The sequence below is a fragment of the Bradyrhizobium sp. MI1.4 genome, from assembly GCF_055811315.1.
The window spans coordinates 263101-281796 of the sequence record NZ_JBVVPP010000002.1 but is presented as its reverse complement, the minus strand read 5'-3'; the positions used below and the strand labels follow the sequence as shown (position 1 = coordinate 281796).

Genomic DNA, 18696 nt, shown 5'->3' with positions numbered 1-18696 from the left:
CCCCCCCCCCCCCCCCCCCCCCCCCCCCCCCCCCCCCCCCCGCCCGCCCCCCCCCGCCCCCCCGCCCCCCCCCCCCCCCCCCCGGCCCCCCCCCCCCCCCCCCCCCCCCCCCCCCCCCGGGGCCCCAACCCCCCCCCCGGGGGGGGCCGCCCGCCCCCCCCCCCCCCCGACGTTGAGGCCTATTCCTTCGCCACCACCGGCACCTGGCGGAATCTTGCGCGAATCGACTCGGGCAGCGGCGAGAAATTCATCGCGACGCCGCGGCGGTCGTTGGCATTGCGGCTGGCGACCACCAGGCCGTCCGCGCCCGCGACGATGTCGCCCTTGCGCAAGGTGGGATCGTCGTCGACCTTGACCTGAGCGAGCCCGACCGGATCCTTGCCGTTGCAGGTACAGCCTGCGACAATCTCATTGCGATAGCGGAACGCGTTAGGCAGGTCGGAATAGGATTTCCCCTTATCCGTCGTCGCGTCGTCGATGTTGCCGCCATAGACCAGCGAGGTCTCCGAGGCCGGGCAGAAGCTCTTGCAGGATTGCGCCTTGCTCTCGGAATCGTTTCCCTGCGCCGGGAAATAACGTCCGTCGCAGCCGCGCACGCAATAGGCCGTGCCGCCACCGTAGGAGGCCCGCTGGCGCGGCGGGTCGTAGCGCGGCGTGTCATCGGTCTGGAAAGGCATGCGAATCTCGGGCGCCGGCCGTCCGCGGAAGCCGCCGAACAGCGCCGAGAAAAAGTCCTCCGCATGGGCGGATGGCGTCAGCGCGAGGCCGAAGGAGGCAATGGCGACGAACGCCGCCGCGCCCCCGGCGAGTTTGCCGATCGAACGTCTCTTCATGTGACCTCACTCGACCCTTAGTTCACGGCCGAATTCGAAATGTTCAGCGCCTGCCGGCCTGAGGGCAGCGCGGTCACGGCTGGGCGCTTGCGCACGGAATCACTGCCTTTCGCCATCAGCGGCGCGTTCTTCGGTAGCACGACCACCTTGGCGCCGACATTGACACGGCCGAACAGGTCGGTGACATCCTCATTGGTCATGCGGATGCAACCGGACGAAACGAACTTCCCGATCGTGGTGGGATCGTTGGTGCCATGGATGCGGTATTCGCTCGACCCGAGATACATCGCACGCGCGCCGAGCGGATTGCCGGGGCCACCAGCGACGAAGCGGGGCAGATAGGGTTGGCGCGCGATCATCTCAGCCGGCGGATGCCAGTCCGGCCACTCCGCCTTGCGGCTGACGCTCTGCACGCCCGACCAGGTGAAGCCCTCGCGGCCGACGCCGACGCCATAACGGATCGCGCGGCCCTGGCCGAGCACATAGTAAAGGTAAGTATTGTTGGTATCGATGACGATGGTGCCGGCCGGCTCGCTGCGGTCGAAGCTGACAATCTGCCTGCGCAGGCGATCTGGCAGCGCGGCATCCTCGTCGGGCGCTTGCGCGTTCTGACTTGCATAGCCTTGGTTCGCATAGCCTTGGTTCGCATAGCCCTGGTTCGCATAGCTTGGGCTCGCATAACCCTGCGAATAGCCCTGGTCCTGCGGGTAAGCCTGATCTTGCGGATAGGTGTAGCCCAGCGTCTGTGCGCTTGCGGCGCCGAACGGCACTGCCAGCAAAGCGGTTGCAAAGGCAAAAGCGGTGATGCGGCGCTGCGATAAGCGGCGTCGGACTGCAGAGAACTTCGTCATGTGCTGCCCCGTGTGGATGCCTGCATCAGGGTGATGCGCTGGTTTGTTCAACGCGGTCCAACCGCTACAAGTTCCGCGGCGGGATGCAGCAGCGACGTCACAGTCAAGCGAGCGCTTCTTCGCGAAGCCGCGATGGAACCCGCAGGGCGCGAGGACGTTCTCCCCTGGTCATGGGCGCGAGGACTGAAGTCTCCGTGCCGGAGAGGTATTGTGCGCGTCCTTCCCAGTGAACGTATGACTCCCGGCAATGGCGAAGGCACTCCGCTTCCCGAGAGCCACGGCGAACTCCCGCCGGTGATCCGCCGCACCGAACTCGTCGCCTTCTCGCTCGCCGGACTGCTCCTCATCGCAATCGTCGCGGTGCTCTATGTCGGAAAGGCGTTCTTTTTGCCTGTCGTGATGGCGTTCGTCACCGGCACGATGCTCTCGCCGGCAGCGACCTTTCTGGAGTACCGGAAAGTGCCGCGCGGGCTTGCCGCCGTCTTGATCGTGTTCGCGGTGACCGCCGTGGTCGGCTTCATCGTCGCGCTGATCGCCTCGCCGGCGATGGAATGGAGCTCGCGCCTGCCCGAACTCGGCGCGCAGTTGAAAGACAAGGTCCACGTGTTCGACCGGCCGCTGGCGCTGTGGCGAGAGCTGCAGACGATGCTCGGCGGCTCGGAGGGATTGCCAAGCTTCCAGATGCCGAAATTCGAGTGGGTGCAGCCAACGATTGAATTCCTGTCACCGACCTTTACCGAATTCCTGCTGTTCTTCGTCACCCTGATCCTGTTCATCGCCAGCTGGCGCGACCTGCGACGGGCAATGATCATGACCTTCAGCGATCACGACGCACGGCTGCGCACGCTTCGCATCCTCAACGAGATCGAGGTCCATCTCGGCAACTACCTTTTGACTGTGACCCTGATCAACGTCGGCGTCGGCGTCGCCGCCGGAATCGTCTGCGCCCTCACCGGAATGCCCAATCCGGCTGGCCTCGGCGCGCTGGCGGCCACCCTCAATTTCATTCCGATCATCGGACCGGTGGCCATGTTCGCCATTCTGGTCGTGGTGGGGCTGGTCACCTTCCCGACCGTCAGCGGCGGCCTGATGGCGGCGCTCGCCTTTGGCGGCATCACCTTCCTGGAGGGACATTTCGTCACGCCGACCATCATCGGCCGGCGGCTGGCGCTCAATGCGCTCGCGGTGCTGCTGGCGCTGGCGTTCTGGACCTGGCTGTGGGGCCCGATGGGCGCGTTCCTGTCGTCGCCGCTGCTGATCGTCGCCCTGATCCTGAAGGAGCATCTGTTGCCTGAGGATTCGCCGCAGCTCCCGCAGGACTGACCGGTTTCCGTGAACGGAACTTACACCACGACGAAACGTTTCCCGGCTGTCTCAACCGTCAACAGCCCGGAGCCCCTGATGTCCACCACCAATGCCGAAGCCGGGATGAGAGACTGGACCGACAAAACCACCAGAGAACGCCTCGAGAAGGATGTAGCAGCCGTGAAAAGCGATATCGCCGCCCTCACTGATCAGATCACCGACGCGCTCAATACTTTTGCCAACTCCTCCAGCAAGCAAGCCCGCCGCGGCTATAGCCAAGCGCGCGAAAACGTGGATTCCGCGATCGACGACATGTCGGAACGCGGCAGCGCGATGATGGGCGCGGCACAGGAGGCCTACGGCTCGATCGAGGAGACGCTGGAGGACGCGATCACGCAGCGGCCGCTCGCGACCGTCGGGCTTGCGCTCGGCATCGGCTTCCTGATCGGCGCGGTCTGGCGTCGCTGAGATCGCGAACGGGTATCGAGACGGTGGCGCAGCGGCGCCGCCGGTGCCGGCTTGTGGGGATCTGAGGAGCAAGACCATGTTTCAGCGCATCATCGACGGGATCAGCGCATCCACCGGCACCACTGTGCGGCTGACCTCGCTGGCAGCAGGCGCGGCGTTCGCACTCTTCATCACCACGTGCTTCCTGTGCGCGGCGGCATTCATTTCGGTGCTCAACAAATATGGTCCGGTGCAGGCCTGCCTCGCCGGTGCGGGCATTTTCTTTCTGCTGACCCTCACCGCGGCGGTGAGCTATTGGGTCTACAAACGGCAGCTGCGCAAGCAAGCTCATATCGCGGCCGAGCGCGCCACGAAATCGGCGGCCTCGAGCATGCTCGCGGACCCCATGCTGCTCGCCACCGGTCTCCAGATCGTTCGCGCCATCGGGATCAAGCGGCTGTTGCCGATCCTGGCGATCGGCGGCGTCGCCCTCGGACTCATGGCGAGCCGCGCCGGCGCACCCGACGAGGCCTCGGCTGAGCCTGCCGAGTAGCAGCTACCGGGTTAGAAAATTTCGTCACGGGTCCCGCGAACGCGCCTATCCAATCGGCACCGGCGGCCCCGCGCCAATTTCGCGCCGTTTGCCTGCGCCATCACGCAAACGCTACTCGGATAGGCAGGCGGTTGCCGCTAAAAGCAGCGCCCCTGATTCCAAAAGCCATTTTTTCGATGAAACCGTCCGTCCAGGCGAACCTCGCCGCATTTCAACACGACCCCCGGCTCTATTTGACGCTCGGTATCGCCAACTGGTCGGTTTTCGTCGACCACATCCCGAACAACGTCGTCAATTTGCTGACGCTGCGCAATTTCGGCTTCAGCGGCGCCGCAGACTTGTTCGTGTTCGTGGCCGGCTATGGCATGGCCATCATTCACGGCAAGATCGCCCTGGAGCGCGGCTACGTCGTCGCGGCGACGCGCATCTTCCAGCGCATGTGGCGGCTCTACGCCGCCTATGTCGTCCTGTTCGTGATCTACATCGACGCCATCGCCTATGTCGCCTCGCAATCGATGGCGCCCGAGATCATCAACGAATACAACATCTCGGGCATCATCGAGCATCCGCTGCGGATCCTGATACGCGGACTGGTGCTTCAGGAAGAGCCGCTGAACCTCGATCTTCTTCAGCTGATGATCCCGCTGATGGCCCTCCTTCCACTCGCGCTGTGGGGGCTGTTGCGGCGTCCGAACCTGACGCTGGCGGCGTCGGTCGCGCTGTACGTTGCGGCGCGCTGGTTCGGCTGGAATTTCCGGGTTTATCCGGACCAGGAGTGGACCTTCAACCCGTTCTGCTGGCAGATGCTGATGGTGCTGGGCGGCTGGTTTGCCGTGACCGGCACGTCGGGCCGCGCGCTGCATGGCCTGTCCTGGCTGCGCGTGCTCGCAGGCGCCTATCTCGTATTCGCGATGGCAATCACGCTGATGCGACACTCGCCGACGCTAGCGGCCTATTTGCCGGATATCGTGCTCAACACCATCACGCCGACCGACAAGGAAGACCTCGCCCCCTATCGCGTGGTCCACTTCCTCGCGCTCGCTTTCCTCGCGACATATTTCGTCCCGGCCGATCATCCCGGCCTGCGACTGAAGCCGCTTCAGGCGGTGATCAGATGCGGCGAGGAATGGCTCGCGGTGTTCTGCGTCGGCGTGTTCCTGTCGTTTGCCGGCCATCTCATCCTGATCACCGGCGCCAATTTGGTGGTGATGCAGATTGCCGTGAGCCTGGCCGGCTTCGCGGCGATGGCCGCGGTCGCATATTACATCGCCTGGTCGAAGCGGCAGGACCTGCCCGCGGCCTTGCGGCAACAGGCCTAACCCGGCACCTTCCGATTCCCCTAGGCCGGCCATTACGGCTGGGCTATGCGGAGCGGCAGCGGATTGCATGGGGAGGCCGGGCGTGGTGATGGCGAATGGCGGGGATGAGGGAGCCGACGGCGCGCCCCGGCGCGGCCGGCCAAGGTCGATCGAGACCACCAACGCCATTCTCCAAAGCGCCTATGCGCTGATGGCCACTACCGGCCTTGCCGCCACCACCATTGACGCGATCGCGCGCCACTCCAGCGTCTCCAAGATGACGATCTACAAATGGTGGCCGTCGCGCGAAGCCTTGCTGATCGACGCCTTTCTTCACCATGCCGCGCAGATGCTGCCGCTGCCGCATGCAAGCTCGGGCAGCCCCGCCGCGCGCGCACGCCGCCATGCCGCCGCCTATGCCGAAGCCCTCCAGGGCGAGTTCGGCAAGGTCCAGCTCGCCGTCATCTCCGAATGCATCTCCAAGACCGGCTCGGCGGAGCTGTTCTACGCCCGCTACCTGCAATTCCGCCGCGACGCGCTGATCGAGATGATCGCCGCGGGCCAGAACGACGGCAGCATTCTGGCGGAAGCACCGCCCCAGGATCTCTACGACGCGATCTATGGCAGCCTGTTCTACCGCTACGTCTTCGGCATCGCGCCGATCACGCCGGCCTACGCGCGGACCCTGGTTGACCTCGTGCTGCGGCCGAAGAGCTAGCCTCGAATTACCGCGCAGGCCGGATCGGTGCTGACAGCTTGTCGGTGCGGTCGCGCTCGGTCATGTCCTCGACCGTCTCCATCGGCGCGGTCAGCTCGTAGACATAGGAGACGTCGGTGAAATAGCGCTTGGCGGTGCCGCCGAGCGCCTCGGGCGCGACGCGGTCGAGCAGGATCAGGCCGAAGTCGGAATCGGGGCGGCGCGTCGCTTCGCTGGTGTTGAACTCCTCCCAGCGGAAATAGAAGACCTCGCCGGACCCCTCGTTCGTCACCGTCCAATTGGCAGTGATGTGCGGATGCTTGCCGACAAGCGACAGGCCCTCGTCGGAGTGCGAGGCGAGCTCGAAGAACAGCAGCGACAGACTCTGCGCCGCGCGCGCGCTGACTGCGATATCAGGACCGGTGACGGCAATGCGGTCGGCATGCGGGATGGCGCGCGCCTCGAACAGGCCCTTCAGCTTGACACCCTGCCACTGGCTCTCGCTGAGCAGCGAGACGACGTTGGACATGGCGTGGATGCGGCCGATCAGGAGCTCGCGCGCGACATCGATGTCGGAGCCATGGCGCAGCGTGCGGGTCACGATCGACTGGATCACCGCCAGGATGTTTTTGACCCGATGGTTGAGCTCGTCGATGACAGCCGTCAGCCGGCGCTCGAAGCCGATTCTGACCTGGATTTCCCGGCTGAGCCGCAAATTGTTGTAGGCGACATAGCCGAACAGGCCGCACACCATCGCGGTGATCGCAAGGCCGATCGCCGCCACGATGATCGCAGTCTGCTCGGCGCGGCGCGCCGAATTGGTCTTGGCGTAATAGCCGAGCTGCCAGTCGCGACCACCGAAGCTCACCGTGCGCGTCGCCGACGGCGCCGGCCCATCGGCCGCTGTCGGGCGGGCCGAGACCACGCCTTGATCGTTGGCGACCAACTCGCCACCCTCCCGGCGCGGATCCTTCAGCGCAACCGCGAACAACGACATGTCGTCGTTGGTCAGCATCAGGGAAGAGAGCTCATAGGAAAATGTGATGAAGCCCGCCGGCTCCGTCGCGCCCTCGGGGATGACGGGAGCCGCCACAATGATGCCGATCGACCCGTCGCCACGCAGGAGGGCAACCGGTTCTGAGGCAACCGACCTCTTCTCCACTCTGGCGCGCGCCAGCATGGCGCCGCGCACCTGATCCTGGTCGTAACTGCGGCCGGGCAGCCCCTTGGTCTCGTTGCTGCGCGGCTCGAGATCCATCAGCACATCGATCGGCTGGGTGACACCTGCCGGATCGATCGGCTTGTCCTCATAGCTGCGGATTCGCGGATTGGGGAAGCCGGCGCTCGCGATCGCGGCTTGTGCTGCGGCAAGCTCGTTCGGCTTCAGGCGGGCGACCCAGCCCGCCACCACGAAATCGGTCTTGAAGGCGTAGATGGCCGAGCGCAGCGGCTCGAGCATGTTGGGCTTGAGCACCGACGGCGCCCGGAACAGGCCGGAGGCAACCCGCGCGAGCAGTTCGCGCTCGGTGAGCCGGTCCTGGACCAGGCTCGCATGGACATCGATCGCGCGCGCCAGCGCGATCCGGTCCAGCGCCAGCTCCTGGTCGTGGACGCGATAAGCCGCAAGCCCGGAGAGCAAGGCCCCGAGAAGAGCAATGAAGCCGATGATGAAACCCAGCCGGACCACGCGACTACTCAGGCGAAAGCAGGAGGTCGGCAATAAATACGGAGCATATGGACGCCGCTCGAACGGGCACGTGCCGAAACAGGGTGAACCCCAATCGCCGAGATAATGAAGGAGGAGGCATCGGTACGCAACTTGGTCGCCTGAGAAGCTTAAATCGGCCCGCCGATGGTCCGGCCGAGTTGGATTTGCTCCGGGCACCGGAGGTAATCAATTGCCGTGACCGAAATTTGTTCCGCGGACACGGCTCTGCCCACGGTGTTAACGGGGGAAACGCCTGCGTTAGGTCGTCGCGCCGGTCAGCCGGCCCGTTTCAAGCCGCCTTTGGCCTCAATGAAGCCGATGATGCGGTCCAGCCCCTGGCTTTTTTTCAGGTTGGTCATGACGAACGGCCGCTCGCCGCGCATCCGCCTGGCGTCCGTCTCCATCTTTTCCAGGGAGGCGCCGACATGGGGCGCCAAGTCGATCTTGTTGATGACAAGGAGGTCGGACCGGGTGATGCCGGGGCCGCCCTTGGACGGGATCTTGTCGCCGGCCGCCACGTCGATGACGTAAATGGTGAGATCGGCGAGCTCCGGGGAAAAAGTGGCAGCGAGGTTATCACCGCCGGATTCGATCAGCACGAGATCGAGTCCGGGAAACTTGGCGCGCATATCCGCCACCGCGGCGAGATTCATCGAGGCGTCCTCGCGGATCGCGGTGTGCGGGCAGCCGCCGGTCTCGACCCCGGCAATGCGATCCGGCGTCAGCGAGCCCGAGCGTACCAGGAATTCCGCATCCCATTTGGTGTAGATGTCGTTGGTGATCGCGGCGATGTCGTAGCGCTCGCGCATGGTCTTGCAGAGCAGGTCCATCAGCGCAGTCTTGCCCGATCCGACCGGACCGCCGATGCCGACACGCAAGGGGCCGTGAGATGTAGCCATTGCTTTTTTTCCTATCGTCGTCCTGGCTAAAGCCAGGACCCGTTACCACTGAATCCGATTGTCACGGCACGCTGCAGCCACATCTGTGCATAACCACGCGCACCCGTGGTTATGGGTCCTGGCTTTCGCCAGGACGACAGTGAAAGCGACGAACCCGCTCAAGATCTGAACAGCCGCGTATATTGCGTCTCGTGCCGCACGCTGGCGAGGTCGGCGCGGAACGTCGCGCCGCCGACATCGTCCAATGTCGCATTCAGCGCACGATTCGCCGTCGCGGCAACCGCGGCTTCCAGCCTCACCAGCACGCGCTGGCTGTCGGTCTGGCCGAGCGGAATGAGCCGGCTGGCCGCGGAAATCCAGTTCGAGACCAGCGCATGCAGGAAGGCGTGCAGCGTCGGCGCCAGCGGCACGCCGTGCATCGCAGCGACCACGCCAACGGCAACGGGATAGACCAGTGGCGTACGGCATGCCGCAACCATCGCATCCAGCCCGTCTGCATCCCACGCGGCGCGGGCGATGTCGATGAAGGCACGGCCCTGCGATGTCGTCTCCAGCTGCCGCTCGCGCGACGGCACGAAGGCCGCGGCGAGCTCGGCGATATCGCCCAAGGTGTCGCCCTCGCCCGCTTCAGTGGCGCGATAGGCGTGGACCAGAAACGTCGCATCGCAGAAGCCAGAGCCATCGCGAAGCATCGCATCGAGCCAGTCCGCCAGCGACGCGGTGTCGTTGATGTCACCGGCTTCGACCGCCCATTCGATGCCGCTGGAGTAGGAAAAGCCCCCGACGGGAAACGCCGGCGACAGCCAGGTCATCAACCGGTACAGCGCCGCCGCCTCGCACTCCGCGAGGTCGCGGGCCGCGACCGGCTCATTTGTGGTCATGAGCATGCTTGTGGCCGTGGTGATGGTCGGGGTGATCGCAATGCTCGTCGTGGTGGTGATGGTGATCGTGACCGTCGCCATGTGCGGCATGATCATGATGGTGATCATGACCGTGATGATCATCGTGGCCGTGATCGTGATGCGCGTGGTCGTCGTGTCCATGCGCATGTCCGGCATCCGCATAGGCGCCGCCTTCGGGATCGAACGGCGCCTCGATCTCGATCACGCGCGCGCCGAGGCCCTTCACCATGGCTTCGATGACGTGGTCGCGGCGGATGCGCAGGCTCTTGGCCATGATCTGCGTCGGCAGATGGCGATTGCCGAGATGCCAGCCGACACGAATAAGGTGGTGCGGATCGTGGCCGCGGATCTCGAGCAGCGGCTCGGGCGCAGCGACCACCTCGACCAGCCGGCCGTCCTCCAACACCAGCGCATCGCCGCCGCGCAGTGCGACGGCATTCTCCAGGTCGAGCAGGAACTCGAGTCCCCGCGTCCCCGTCATTGCCATGCGGCGGCGGTGTCGATCGTCGAAATCGAGCACGACCGTATCCGCCGGCGCTTCCGCGAAGCGGTGTTGTCCCCTGACCTGCGTCGCCCGGATCATGCGCGTTTACCCCGTTACCGTGTCTCGACCTTCTCGGGCGTGATCACTTCGATCTTCGGCGGCGCCGTAAAACACTTCACCGCGACGCGGCCGAACGTCTTCATGTGCTCCATGGCGCGATGCGGCACCAGCGCCTCGGCATTCTCCCACTGCTCGACGAACACCATCTTGGCGGGATCGGTGACGCTCTCATGCAGATCATAGGCGATATTGCCGGGCTCTTTCCGCGTCTCCTTGATGCAGGCGGTGGCGGCTGCAATGAATTCGGCGCGCGTTTCAGGCTTGATGGTCAAGGTGGCGACGACGTAGATCACGAGAAATCCTCCCGGCTTTTCTTCTGGGCTTCAGATACCGGGCGGGACCTTAGACCAGGCGGGATCGAACGCAAAACCCGGAAAAGCCGCTCCCGGATATGCGACCAGGACATGGTCCTGGGACATGCGTTGAGGCGCTATTTCAGTACATGAAATATCGCTGCGCCATCGGCAGCACCTCGGCGGGGGCGCAGGTCAAAAGCTCGCCGTCGGCGCGGACCTCATAGGTCTCAGGATCGACCTCGATATTGGGCGTGGCGTCGTTGTGGATCATGCTTTTCTTCGAGATTTTTCCGCGGGTGTTCTGGACCGCATAGAGCTTCTTGTCGATGCCGAGCTTACGCGCGAGGCCGCCGGTGATGGCGGCCTTCGAGGTGAACACCACCGAGGACGCGGTGCGCGCCTTGCCGAAGGCGCCGAACATCGGCTGATAATGCACCGGCTGCGGGGTCGGGATCGAGGCGTTGGGATCGCCCATGGGAGCGGCGACGATCATGCCGCCCTTGACGACGCAATCCGGCTTGACGCCGAAGAAGGCCGGCGACCACAGCACGAGATCGGCGAGCTTGCCCTTCTCCACCGAGCCGATCAGCTTCGAAACGCCATGGGCGATCGCGGGATTGATCGTGTATTTGGCGATGTAGCGCTTGACGCGGAAATTGTCGTTGTCCTTGCCTTTGTCCTGCGGCAGCGAACCGCGCTGCTTCTTCATCTTGTCGGCGGTCTGCCAGGTCCGGATGATGACCTCGCCGAGGCGGCCCATGGCCTGGGAGTCCGAGGAGATCATCGAGAGCGCGCCGAGATCATGCAGGATGTCCTCGGCCGCGATGGTCTCCTTGCGAATGCGGCTTTCGGCGAACGCCAGGTCTTCCGCGATCGAGGGATCGAGGTGGTGGCACACCATCAGCATGTCCAGATGCTCGTCGATGGTGTTGCGCGTGAAGGGCCGCGTCGGGTTGGTCGAGGACGGCAGCACGTTCTTCAGCCCTGCGACCTTGATGATATCGGGGGCGTGACCGCCGCCGGCGCCCTCGGTGTGGAAGGCGTGGATGGTGCGGCCTTTGAACGCCTTGATCGTATCCTCGACGAAGCCGGATTCGTTGAGCGTGTCGGTGTGGATCATCACCTGGATGTCGTAGTCGTCGGCGACCGACAGGCAATTGTCGATCGCGGCAGGCGTGGTGCCCCAGTCTTCGTGCAGCTTCAGCGCACAGGCGCCGGCCTTGATCATCTCGACCAGCGCGGCGGGCCGCGAGGCGTTGCCCTTGCCGGAGACGCCGAGATTGACCGGGAATGCGTCGAACGATTGGATCATCCGCCCCATGTGCCACGGCCCCGGCGTGCAGGTGGTGGCGAACGTGCCGTGCGAGGGGCCGGTGCCGCCCCCTAGCATCGAGGTGACGCCCGACATCAGCGCGTGCTCGATCTGCTGCGGACAGATGAAATGGATGTGGCTGTCGAAGCCGCCCGCGGTGAGGATCTTGCCTTCACCCGCGATCACGTCCGTGCCGGGGCCGATGATGATGGTGACACCGGGCTGGATGTCGGGATTGCCGGCCTTGCCGATGCCGGCGATCATGCCGTCCTTGATCGCGACGTCGGCCTTCACGATGCCCCAGTGATCGACGATCAGCGCATTAGTGATGACTGTGTCGGCCGCGCCCTGCTTGTTGGTGACCTGCGACTGGCCCATGCCGTCGCGGATCACCTTGCCGCCGCCGAACTTCACTTCCTCGCCGTAGCTGGTGAAGTCCTTCTCGACCTCGATGATGAGATCCGTGTCGGCCAGCCGCACCTTGTCGCCGGTGGTCGGGCCGAACATGTCGGCATAGACGGAACGCTTTATTTTGACGGACATCACAAGCCCCGTTTGCGTTTGAATTCTGGATCGGTGCTCACAGAGAGGTTCTCGCTGTGAGCACCATGTCGTCGAAGGTCGTATCGAGCCAAGAGTTACCGCCGCGGCAACCAGCGACAACCTGTTCGGCCCAGTCGGTATAATCGACGAGATCGTCACGTTCCTCGGCCGTCGGATCCGAATGTACGCGCGCGCCGATATTGCTGATCTTGTCGGCGATCTTGATCAGCCTGGCGCCAGCCGATTTTTTCGGTGCGTCGAGCACCTGACGCCGCCGCCGCTCCGGCTTCGACAGGCTCATATCGTCGGTGCACTCGTCGACAAGCGACGCGACACGGTCGGAGAATTTTTGCGCGAGCTCCTCGCGCGTGGTGTCGGTGTCCTCGATCGCATCATGCAGCCAGCCGGCTGCAACCAGTTCGGCGTCGGCGCCGTCGGTCGCGGTCGCAAGCAGGTTCGCGACCTCGGCGAGGTGGTTGATGTAAGGCTCATGACCGCGGCCCTTGCGCGCCATGCCGTTGTGACGGCGCGCGGCGAGTTCGGCGGCTTCGGAGACGAGGCGGACAGGTGACAGCATGGCAAAGTCCTCCGTTTTCGCCTCAACCATGCCGCGCCACGCTCGTTCCTGTGGAATTCACAGCTTCCCCATCACGTCGCCGCGGAAGCCGTAGATGGTCTTCTTGCCGGCCACCGCGACGAGTTGGACGTCGCGGGTCTGGCCGGGCTCGAAGCGGACCGCGGTGCCGGCGGCGATGTCGAGGCGCATGCCGCGGGCCTTCTTGCGGTCGAACTTCAGGGCCGGGTTGGTCTCGAAGAAATGGTAGTGCGAGCCGACCTGGATCGGGCGGTCGCCGGTGTTGGCGACCGTCAGCGTCACCGTCTTGCGGCCGGCGTTGAGCTCGATCTCGCCGTCCTGGATGAAGAGTTCGCCGGGGATCATGCTCTCGCTCCTACCTGATCGGCTCGTGCACAGTGACGAGCTTGGTCCCGTCCGGAAACGTCGCCTCGACCTGGATGTCGTGGATCATCTCGGGAATGCCCGGCATCACCTGGTCGCGGGTGAGAACCTGCGCACCCGATTGCATCAACTCGGCGACGGTGCGGCCATCCCGCGCGCCTTCGAGGATGAAATCGGAGATGAGCGCGATCGCCTCCGGATGGTTGAGCTTGACGCCGCGATCCAGCCGGCGGCGGGCCACGATCGCCGCCATCGAGATCAGAAGCTTGTCCTTTTCGCGAGGAGACAGGTTCATACGAAATCTCTTCCGTTCACTTCGTCAATTCAACCAGAGCCGCGGCAGCGCCGCGCCGGTGCGCGCCAGCACGGTCATCATGTCTGCGCGCAGACGCGCCGCATCTTGGGCACAGAACCGCGCCATTGCAAAGCCATTCCAGGCGGATATCCCGACCTCGCTGGCGAAGGATTCCGAGGCCTCGCGGATGCGCTCGATCAGGGCCTCGTCGCCGGGCACGATCAGCGCCGTGCCAATCGCAGCGCCGCCCCTGGCCACCGCCGATCGCGCAAGCTTTGCGCCAATATTGCCGTCGAGCCTGACGGTCTCGGCGAACACTAGCTTGCCGCCGCGACGCAGCCGCCAGCGATCGACGAACTCACCCTGCTCCATCCGTTCGCCCATCGCGGTACGGCCGAACACCACGATCTCGCACAGCAGGAGCGAGGCAGCCGCATCGAGGTCTATGTCGAAGCGACGACGCACGCGCGCGCGGTCGAACAGGATCGTCTCCTGCGGCAGCCAGCCGAGATGTGCGCCTGCGCCAACCTTCAGCGCTATATTGAGCTCCGCCGCCTGCCCTGGCGCGCGATAGACCTTTTCCGCGGCCGCCGTCGTCAGCGTCAGCTTCGAACCATCTGCGGCAGCGATCTCGATGTCGAAGCGATCGCCGCCGGCGACACCACCGGCCGTGTTGACGAACACGCCGGAGAGCCCCTCGTCCTCCGGCGAAGGGAAGCGCACGCGCAGGGAGCCGGACTCATGCAATATCCCGCGACGTGTCACACCGTCGCGCGCGTGGACGTCGAAGCGCACCGCGCCGCGGGCACGGTTGGCGTCGAACACCGAAGATGCCGTTAGAACGTCGCTGCGCATCCGCCCCCCAGCCGGTCGCGGCAGAATGGCCTACAGCGCCATCTGGCGGCTGATTTCGCTCGCGTCGAGATTGGAGCGGTCGCAGGTGAACTTCACCGCGCCGCGATCCATCACCGCAAAACTGTCGCCGAGTTCGCAGGCAAAGTCGAGATATTGTTCGACCAGCACGATGGCGATGTTGCCGAGATTGCGCAGGTACGAGATGGCACGGCCGATGTCCTTGATGATCGAGGGCTGGATGCCCTCGGTCGGCTCGTCGAGCAGCAGCAGCTTCGGCCGCATCACCAGCGCGCGCCCGATCGCGAGCTGTTGCTGCTGGCCGCCGGAGAGATCGCCGCCACGCCGTCCGAGCATGGATTGCAGCACCGGAAACAGGGAGTACACGTCGTCCGGAATGTGCTTGTCCTCGCGCCTGAGCGGCCCGAAGCCGGTCTTGAGATTCTCCTCGACCGTCAGAAGCGGAAATATCTCGCGCCCCTGCGGCACGAAGCCGATACCCTTGCGCGCGCGCTCATAGGGTTTCAGGCCCGTGATATCGTTGCCGTCGAGCACGATGGCGCCCGAGGAGATCGGGTACTGCCCGACCATGGCACGCAGGAGCGAGGTCTTGCCGACGCCGTTGCGCCCGAGCACGCAGGTGACCTTGCCGGGCTCGGCCGCAATCGACACGCCGCGTAGTGCCTGCGCCGCGCCGTAGAACAGGTTGATGTCCTTGACCTCAAGCATCGCTCAGCGCCCCAGATAAACTTCGATGACCCGCTCGTTGGACGAGACCTGGTCGATGGTGCCTTCCGCGAGCACGGTACCCTCGTGCAAGCAAGTGACCTTGACGCCGAGCTCGCGCACGAATGTCATGTCGTGCTCGACCACCATCACGGTGTGGGTCTTGTTGATTTCCTTGAGCAGCTCGGCGGTGAGATGCGTCTCGACGTCGGTCATGCCGGCGACGGGCTCGTCGACGAGCAGTAGTTTCGGATCCTGGGCGAGCAGCATGCCGATCTCGAGCCACTGCTTCTGGCCGTGGCTGAGGCTGCCGGCGAGACGGTTGCGGGCATCGGTGAGGCGGATCGTCTCCAGCACCTTGTCGATCTGCTCGGCCTCCGCCCGGCTGCCGCGCCAGAACAGCGTACCCTTGACGCTGTGGTCGACATTGAGCGCGAGCAGCAAATTGTCCTGCACGGTCTGGCTCTCGAACACGGTCGGCTTCTGGAATTTACGGCCGATGCCGAGCTCGGCGATGCGGGTCTCGTCCAGTCGCGTCAGATCGGTGACTCCGTCGAACAGCACGGTGCCTTCGTCGGGCTTGGTCTTTCCGGTGATGATGTCCATCATCGTGGTCTTGCCGGCGCCGTTCGGGCCGATGATGGCGCGCATCTCGCCGGGCTCGAGCGTCAGCGAGAGGTTGTTGATGGCGTGGAAGCCGTCGAACGAGACGTGCACACCGTCGAGATACAGCATTGCGGAGGTCGCGCGGGTGTCCATGACGTTCATTGCGCCTCCTCCGCCATTTTGGGTTGGGTGACGCCGTCTTCGGCCGCGGCGCTCGCAATGGTCGCGGCGTCGCGCCTTTCCTTCGACGAGTCCCACCAGGCGTTGAAAGTGCCGACGATGCCCTTAGGCAGCAGCAACGTTACCAGGATGAACATGGCACCCAGCATGAACAGCCAGTAGGGCGCGAGCATGCCGGAGGTGAAGAACGTCTTTGCGTAGTTGACGACGACGGCGCCGAGCGCGGCGCCGACCAGCGTACCGCGGCCGCCGACCGCGACCCAGATCACGGCCTCGATCGAATTGCCCGGCGCGAATTCGCTCGGGTTGATGATGCCGACCTGCGGCACATAGAGCGCGCCGGCGACGCCGGCCATGCAGGCCGACACTGTGAACACGAACAGCTTGTAGGATTCGACCCGGTAGCCGAGGAAGCGCGTGCGCGATTCCGCATCGCGCACGGCGATCAGCACCTTGCCGAGCTTGGACGAGACGATGGCGCGGCAGATCAGAAAGCCGGCGATCAGCGCCAGGCAGCTCAGCGCGAACAGCGCAGCACGCGTGCCCTCGGCCTGCACGTTGAAGCCCAAGATGTCCTTGAAGTCGGTCATGCCGTTGTTGCCGCCGAAGCCGAAATCGTTGCGGAAAAAGGCGAGCAGCAGTGCATAGGTCATCGCCTGGGTGATGATTGACAGATACACGCCAGTGACGCGCGAGCGGAAGGCGAGCCAGCCGAAGGAAAAGGCGAGCAGGCCCGGCACGATCAGCACCATCAGCGCGGCAAACCAGAACATGTCGAAGCCGTACCAGTACCAGGGCAGCTTCGAATAGTTCAGGAACACCATGAAGTCCGGCAGGATCGGATTGCCGTAGACGCCGCGGCTGCCGATCTGCCGCATCAGGTACATGCCCATCGCGTAGCCGCCGAGCGCGAAGAAGGCACCGTGACCGAGCGAGAGGATGCCGCAATAGCCCCAGATCAGGTCGATCGAGAGCGCCAGGATCGCGTAGCAGACATATTTGCCCCAGAGCGCGACGAGATAGGTCGGCACTTGCAGGAACGAACCTGCGGGCAGCAGCAGGTTGGAGAGCGGGATGAGGATGCCGCAGGCCACGACGATGGCAAGGAAGATGGTCGCGCCGCGGTCCAGCGATCGCGTCAGCATGTGAGGGGTCATGCTTCCACCGCGCGGCCCTTGAGCGCGAACAGGCCGCGCGGCCGTTTTTGAATGAACAGGATGATGAGAACGAGGATGGCGATCTTGCCGAGCACGGCGCCGGCGACCGGCTCCAGGAATTTGTTGGCGATGCCGAGCGTGAAGGCGCCGACCAGCGTGCCCCAGAGATTGCCGACGCCACCGAACACCACGACCATGAAGCTGTCGATGATGTAGCTCTGGCCGAGATTGGGGCTGACATTGTCGATCTGCGACAGCGCCACGCCGGCGGTGCCCGCAATGCCCGAGCCGAGACCAAAAGTCAGCGCGTCGACCCGCGAAGTGGCGATGCCCATCGAAGCCGCCATGCGCCGGTTCTGTGTCACCGCGCGCATCTCGAGCCCGAGTACCGTGTAGCGCAGCATCGCGAGCAGAATGACGAACACCGCGAGCGTGAAGACAAGGATCCAGAGCCGGTTATAGGTGACCGTGATCTGGCCGATCTCAAACGCGCCGCTCATCCAGGAGGGGTTGCCGACCTCGCGGTTGGTCGGGCCGAACATGGTGCGCACGGCCTGCTGCAGCACCAGCGACAGGCCCCAGGTCGCCAGCAGCGTCTCCAGCGGACGGCCATAGAGAAAGCGGATGATGCTGCGCTCGATCACGACGCCGAGCGCGCCGGCCACCAGGAAGGCGAGCGGCACGGCGATCAGCAGCGAATAGTCGAACAGGACGGGATAGCGGGTACGGATCACCTCCTGCACCACGAAGGTGGTGTAGGCCCCGATCATCACCATCTCGCCATGGGCCATGTTGATGACGCCCATCACGCCGAACGTGATGGCAAGCCCGATCGCAGCAAGCAGCAGCACCGAACCGAGCGAGAGGCCGTACCAGGCATTCTGCACCATCGACCAGACCGCGAGCGAACTCTGGATCGAGCCGATTGCGCTCGCGGCAGCCTTGGTCACCGAGGCCGGCTGGTCGCCCATGCCGGTCAGCAGCGCCATCGCCTCCTGGTCGCCGCGCGCCTTGATGGTGGCAACGGCTTCGAGCTTCTCGAGCTCGGTGGCATCCGGCTTGAACAACAGGATCGCCGCGCGGGCGTCGCCCAGCGCAGCCTTGACGGATCGGTTGGTTTCCTTGGCGAGCGCGCCATCGACCGCTTCGAGCGACGTCTCCTCATGCGACTTGAAGACGGATTGCGCGGCCTGGAGCCGCGCTCCGATGTCGGGTGACTGCAGCGTCAGGCTGCCGATCGCCGCATCGACGCTGCGGCGAAGGCGGTTGTTGAGGCGGACCGCGCTCGCACTGTCGGGCACGCTGGCCACGGCCTGACCGGTCGCGGCATCGATCGACTTGCCGTCGGTGCCGGTGACGTAAACCTTCTTGCTATCAGGGTCGGCCATGAGCCGGCCGTCCTGAAGCGCGCTGATGATCGGAAAGGCAAGGGTATTGCCGCTGCCCGCGACCACGCCGATCGCCTCTTCCGTGTCGGAATAATCGTCGTTGGCGAATTTGGCGACCGCATCTTCGAACGGGCCGGCCAAGGCCGGCAGTGCGAACGCGATCAGGAAGAACGAGAGCAGGAGCGAACAGAGGCGGGCGGACAAATTGGCTGGCACTGTGAAAGACCCCGGCAGAAAAGGGTGGAGAAGGCGGCGGGATCGCCGCCCTCTCCGATCGTGCAATGGA

Annotated in this window: 21 protein-coding genes; 5 read left to right on the top strand and 16 right to left on the bottom strand. The window is 64.7% G+C overall.

Translation table 11 applies throughout. From position 1 onward, the window contains the following. Positions 1-179: 179 nt before the first annotated feature. Both AC0L23_RS03650 and AC0L23_RS03645 read right to left on the bottom strand, forming a co-directional pair. The gene (locus AC0L23_RS03650; protein ID WP_085351742.1) at positions 180-833 is read right to left on the bottom strand and encodes a DUF2865 domain-containing protein; all 654 of its coding nucleotides are present in this window, start codon (positions 831-833) and stop codon (positions 180-182) included. 17 nt (positions 834-850) lie between these two features. Beyond that, complete coding sequence (locus tag AC0L23_RS03645; protein WP_085351741.1) at positions 851-1684, bottom strand: L,D-transpeptidase; 834 nt, start codon at positions 1682-1684, stop codon at positions 851-853. Positions 1685-1894: 210 nt separating this feature from the next. On the opposite strand from AC0L23_RS03645, the gene AC0L23_RS03640 reads away from it, so the two are divergent. The 5 genes from AC0L23_RS03640 (at position 1895) to AC0L23_RS03620 (ending at position 6005) form a co-directional block, all read left to right on the top strand. Further along, a complete protein-coding gene (locus AC0L23_RS03640; RefSeq protein ID WP_026232782.1) occupies positions 1895-3007 on the top strand; it encodes an AI-2E family transporter in 1113 nt (370 codons plus the stop codon). 78 nt (positions 3008-3085) lie between these two features. After that, positions 3086-3457 (top strand): ElaB/YgaM/YqjD family protein, encoded by a 372-nt coding sequence (locus tag AC0L23_RS03635; protein WP_085351839.1) that lies wholly within the window; start codon positions 3086-3088, stop codon positions 3455-3457. 76 nt (positions 3458-3533) lie between these two features. Beyond that, on the top strand, positions 3534-3989 hold the full coding sequence (locus AC0L23_RS03630; RefSeq protein WP_085361619.1) for a hypothetical protein: 456 nt from the start codon (positions 3534-3536) through the stop codon (positions 3987-3989). A gap of 176 nt (positions 3990-4165) precedes the next feature. Then, positions 4166-5308: an OpgC domain-containing protein gene (locus AC0L23_RS03625; protein WP_085351740.1), complete on the top strand. Its 1143-nt coding sequence runs from the start codon at positions 4166-4168 to the stop codon at positions 5306-5308. 67 nt (positions 5309-5375) lie between these two features. Further along, complete coding sequence (locus AC0L23_RS03620) at positions 5376-6005, top strand: TetR/AcrR family transcriptional regulator (RefSeq protein WP_026232784.1); 630 nt, start codon at positions 5376-5378, stop codon at positions 6003-6005. 7 nt (positions 6006-6012) lie between these two features. Here AC0L23_RS03620 and AC0L23_RS03615 read toward each other — a convergent pair whose 3' ends face one another. The 14 genes from AC0L23_RS03615 to urtB form a co-directional block, all read right to left on the bottom strand. Further along, the gene (locus tag AC0L23_RS03615) at positions 6013-7671 is read right to left on the bottom strand and encodes a CHASE domain-containing protein (protein WP_018454661.1); all 1659 of its coding nucleotides are present in this window, start codon (positions 7669-7671) and stop codon (positions 6013-6015) included. Positions 7672-7967: 296 nt separating this feature from the next. Beyond that, positions 7968-8591, bottom strand: a complete 624-nt coding sequence (gene ureG, locus AC0L23_RS03610; protein WP_026232785.1) for an urease accessory protein UreG — start codon at positions 8589-8591, stop codon at positions 7968-7970. A gap of 158 nt (positions 8592-8749) precedes the next feature. Continuing rightward, positions 8750-9478, bottom strand: a complete 729-nt coding sequence (locus AC0L23_RS03605) for an urease accessory protein UreF (RefSeq protein ID WP_018454663.1) — start codon at positions 9476-9478, stop codon at positions 8750-8752. Further along, positions 9459-10076: an urease accessory protein UreE gene (locus tag AC0L23_RS03600; RefSeq protein WP_018454664.1), complete on the bottom strand. Its 618-nt coding sequence runs from the start codon at positions 10074-10076 to the stop codon at positions 9459-9461. The genes AC0L23_RS03605 and AC0L23_RS03600 overlap by 20 nt, the downstream gene beginning before the upstream one ends. 14 nt (positions 10077-10090) lie before the next feature. After that, positions 10091-10390 carry a putative quinol monooxygenase gene (locus AC0L23_RS03595; protein ID WP_007599815.1) on the bottom strand — a complete coding sequence of 100 codons (300 nt, stop codon included), beginning with the start codon at positions 10388-10390 and terminating at the stop codon, positions 10091-10093. 142 nt (positions 10391-10532) lie between these two features. Then, entirely contained in the window at positions 10533-12248 is a 1716-nt protein-coding gene (gene ureC, locus AC0L23_RS03590) for an urease subunit alpha (RefSeq protein WP_085351739.1), read from the bottom strand. Positions 12249-12285: 37 nt separating this feature from the next. Then, positions 12286-12825 carry an HD domain-containing protein gene (locus AC0L23_RS03585; protein WP_026232787.1) on the bottom strand — a complete coding sequence of 180 codons (540 nt, stop codon included), beginning with the start codon at positions 12823-12825 and terminating at the stop codon, positions 12286-12288. 57 nt (positions 12826-12882) lie between these two features. Then, a complete protein-coding gene (locus AC0L23_RS03580) occupies positions 12883-13188 on the bottom strand; it encodes an urease subunit beta (protein ID WP_007599812.1) in 306 nt (101 codons plus the stop codon). A gap of 10 nt (positions 13189-13198) precedes the next feature. Further along, positions 13199-13501 (bottom strand): urease subunit gamma, encoded by a 303-nt coding sequence (locus tag AC0L23_RS03575; protein WP_018454667.1) that lies wholly within the window; start codon positions 13499-13501, stop codon positions 13199-13201. Positions 13502-13525: 24 nt separating this feature from the next. After that, entirely contained in the window at positions 13526-14356 is an 831-nt protein-coding gene (locus AC0L23_RS03570) for an urease accessory protein UreD (protein ID WP_085351738.1), read from the bottom strand. 30 nt (positions 14357-14386) lie between these two features. After that, positions 14387-15082: an urea ABC transporter ATP-binding subunit UrtE gene (urtE, locus tag AC0L23_RS03565; protein WP_007599806.1), complete on the bottom strand. Its 696-nt coding sequence runs from the start codon at positions 15080-15082 to the stop codon at positions 14387-14389. Positions 15083-15085: 3 nt separating this feature from the next. Further along, positions 15086-15847: an urea ABC transporter ATP-binding protein UrtD gene (gene urtD, locus AC0L23_RS03560; RefSeq protein WP_018454669.1), complete on the bottom strand. Its 762-nt coding sequence runs from the start codon at positions 15845-15847 to the stop codon at positions 15086-15088. Then, a complete protein-coding gene (gene urtC, locus AC0L23_RS03555) occupies positions 15844-17022 on the bottom strand; it encodes an urea ABC transporter permease subunit UrtC (RefSeq protein WP_026232788.1) in 1179 nt (392 codons plus the stop codon). The genes urtD and urtC overlap by 4 nt, the downstream gene beginning before the upstream one ends. Beyond that, on the bottom strand, positions 17019-18626 hold the full coding sequence (gene urtB, locus AC0L23_RS03550; protein WP_473356772.1) for an urea ABC transporter permease subunit UrtB: 1608 nt from the start codon (positions 18624-18626) through the stop codon (positions 17019-17021). The genes urtC and urtB overlap by 4 nt, the downstream gene beginning before the upstream one ends. Positions 18627-18696 lie beyond the last annotated feature (70 nt).

Bases quoted from the DNA above. Each gene is read 5' to 3' on its own strand.
- AC0L23_RS03645 (WP_085351741.1), bottom strand. From the start codon at position 1,684: ATGACGAAGTTCTCTGCAGTCCGACGCCGCTTATCGCAGCGCCGCATC.
- AC0L23_RS03625 (WP_085351740.1), top strand. From the start codon at position 4,166: ATGAAACCGTCCGTCCAGGCGAACCTCGCCGCATTTCAACACGACCCC.
- AC0L23_RS03600 (WP_018454664.1), bottom strand. From the start codon at position 10,076: ATGATCCGGGCGACGCAGGTCAGGGGACAACACCGCTTCGCGGAAGCG.
- ureG (WP_026232785.1), bottom strand. From the start codon at position 8,591: ATGGCTACATCTCACGGCCCCTTGCGTGTCGGCATCGGCGGTCCGGTC.
- AC0L23_RS03605 (WP_018454663.1), bottom strand. From the start codon at position 9,478: ATGCTCATGACCACAAATGAGCCGGTCGCGGCCCGCGACCTCGCGGAG.
- AC0L23_RS03580 (WP_007599812.1), bottom strand. From the start codon at position 13,188: ATGATCCCCGGCGAACTCTTCATCCAGGACGGCGAGATCGAGCTCAAC.
- AC0L23_RS03650 (WP_085351742.1), bottom strand. From the start codon at position 833: ATGAAGAGACGTTCGATCGGCAAACTCGCCGGGGGCGCGGCGGCGTTC.
- AC0L23_RS03570 (WP_085351738.1), bottom strand. From the start codon at position 14,356: ATGCGCAGCGACGTTCTAACGGCATCTTCGGTGTTCGACGCCAACCGT.
- urtC (WP_026232788.1), bottom strand. From the start codon at position 17,022: ATGACCCCTCACATGCTGACGCGATCGCTGGACCGCGGCGCGACCATC.
- AC0L23_RS03585 (WP_026232787.1), bottom strand. From the start codon at position 12,825: ATGCTGTCACCTGTCCGCCTCGTCTCCGAAGCCGCCGAACTCGCCGCG.
- AC0L23_RS03620 (WP_026232784.1), top strand. From the start codon at position 5,376: ATGGGGAGGCCGGGCGTGGTGATGGCGAATGGCGGGGATGAGGGAGCC.
- urtE (WP_007599806.1), bottom strand. From the start codon at position 15,082: ATGCTTGAGGTCAAGGACATCAACCTGTTCTACGGCGCGGCGCAGGCA.
- AC0L23_RS03575 (WP_018454667.1), bottom strand. From the start codon at position 13,501: ATGAACCTGTCTCCTCGCGAAAAGGACAAGCTTCTGATCTCGATGGCG.
- AC0L23_RS03635 (WP_085351839.1), top strand. From the start codon at position 3,086: ATGTCCACCACCAATGCCGAAGCCGGGATGAGAGACTGGACCGACAAA.
- urtD (WP_018454669.1), bottom strand. From the start codon at position 15,847: ATGAACGTCATGGACACCCGCGCGACCTCCGCAATGCTGTATCTCGAC.
- AC0L23_RS03630 (WP_085361619.1), top strand. From the start codon at position 3,534: ATGTTTCAGCGCATCATCGACGGGATCAGCGCATCCACCGGCACCACT.
- ureC (WP_085351739.1), bottom strand. From the start codon at position 12,248: ATGTCCGTCAAAATAAAGCGTTCCGTCTATGCCGACATGTTCGGCCCG.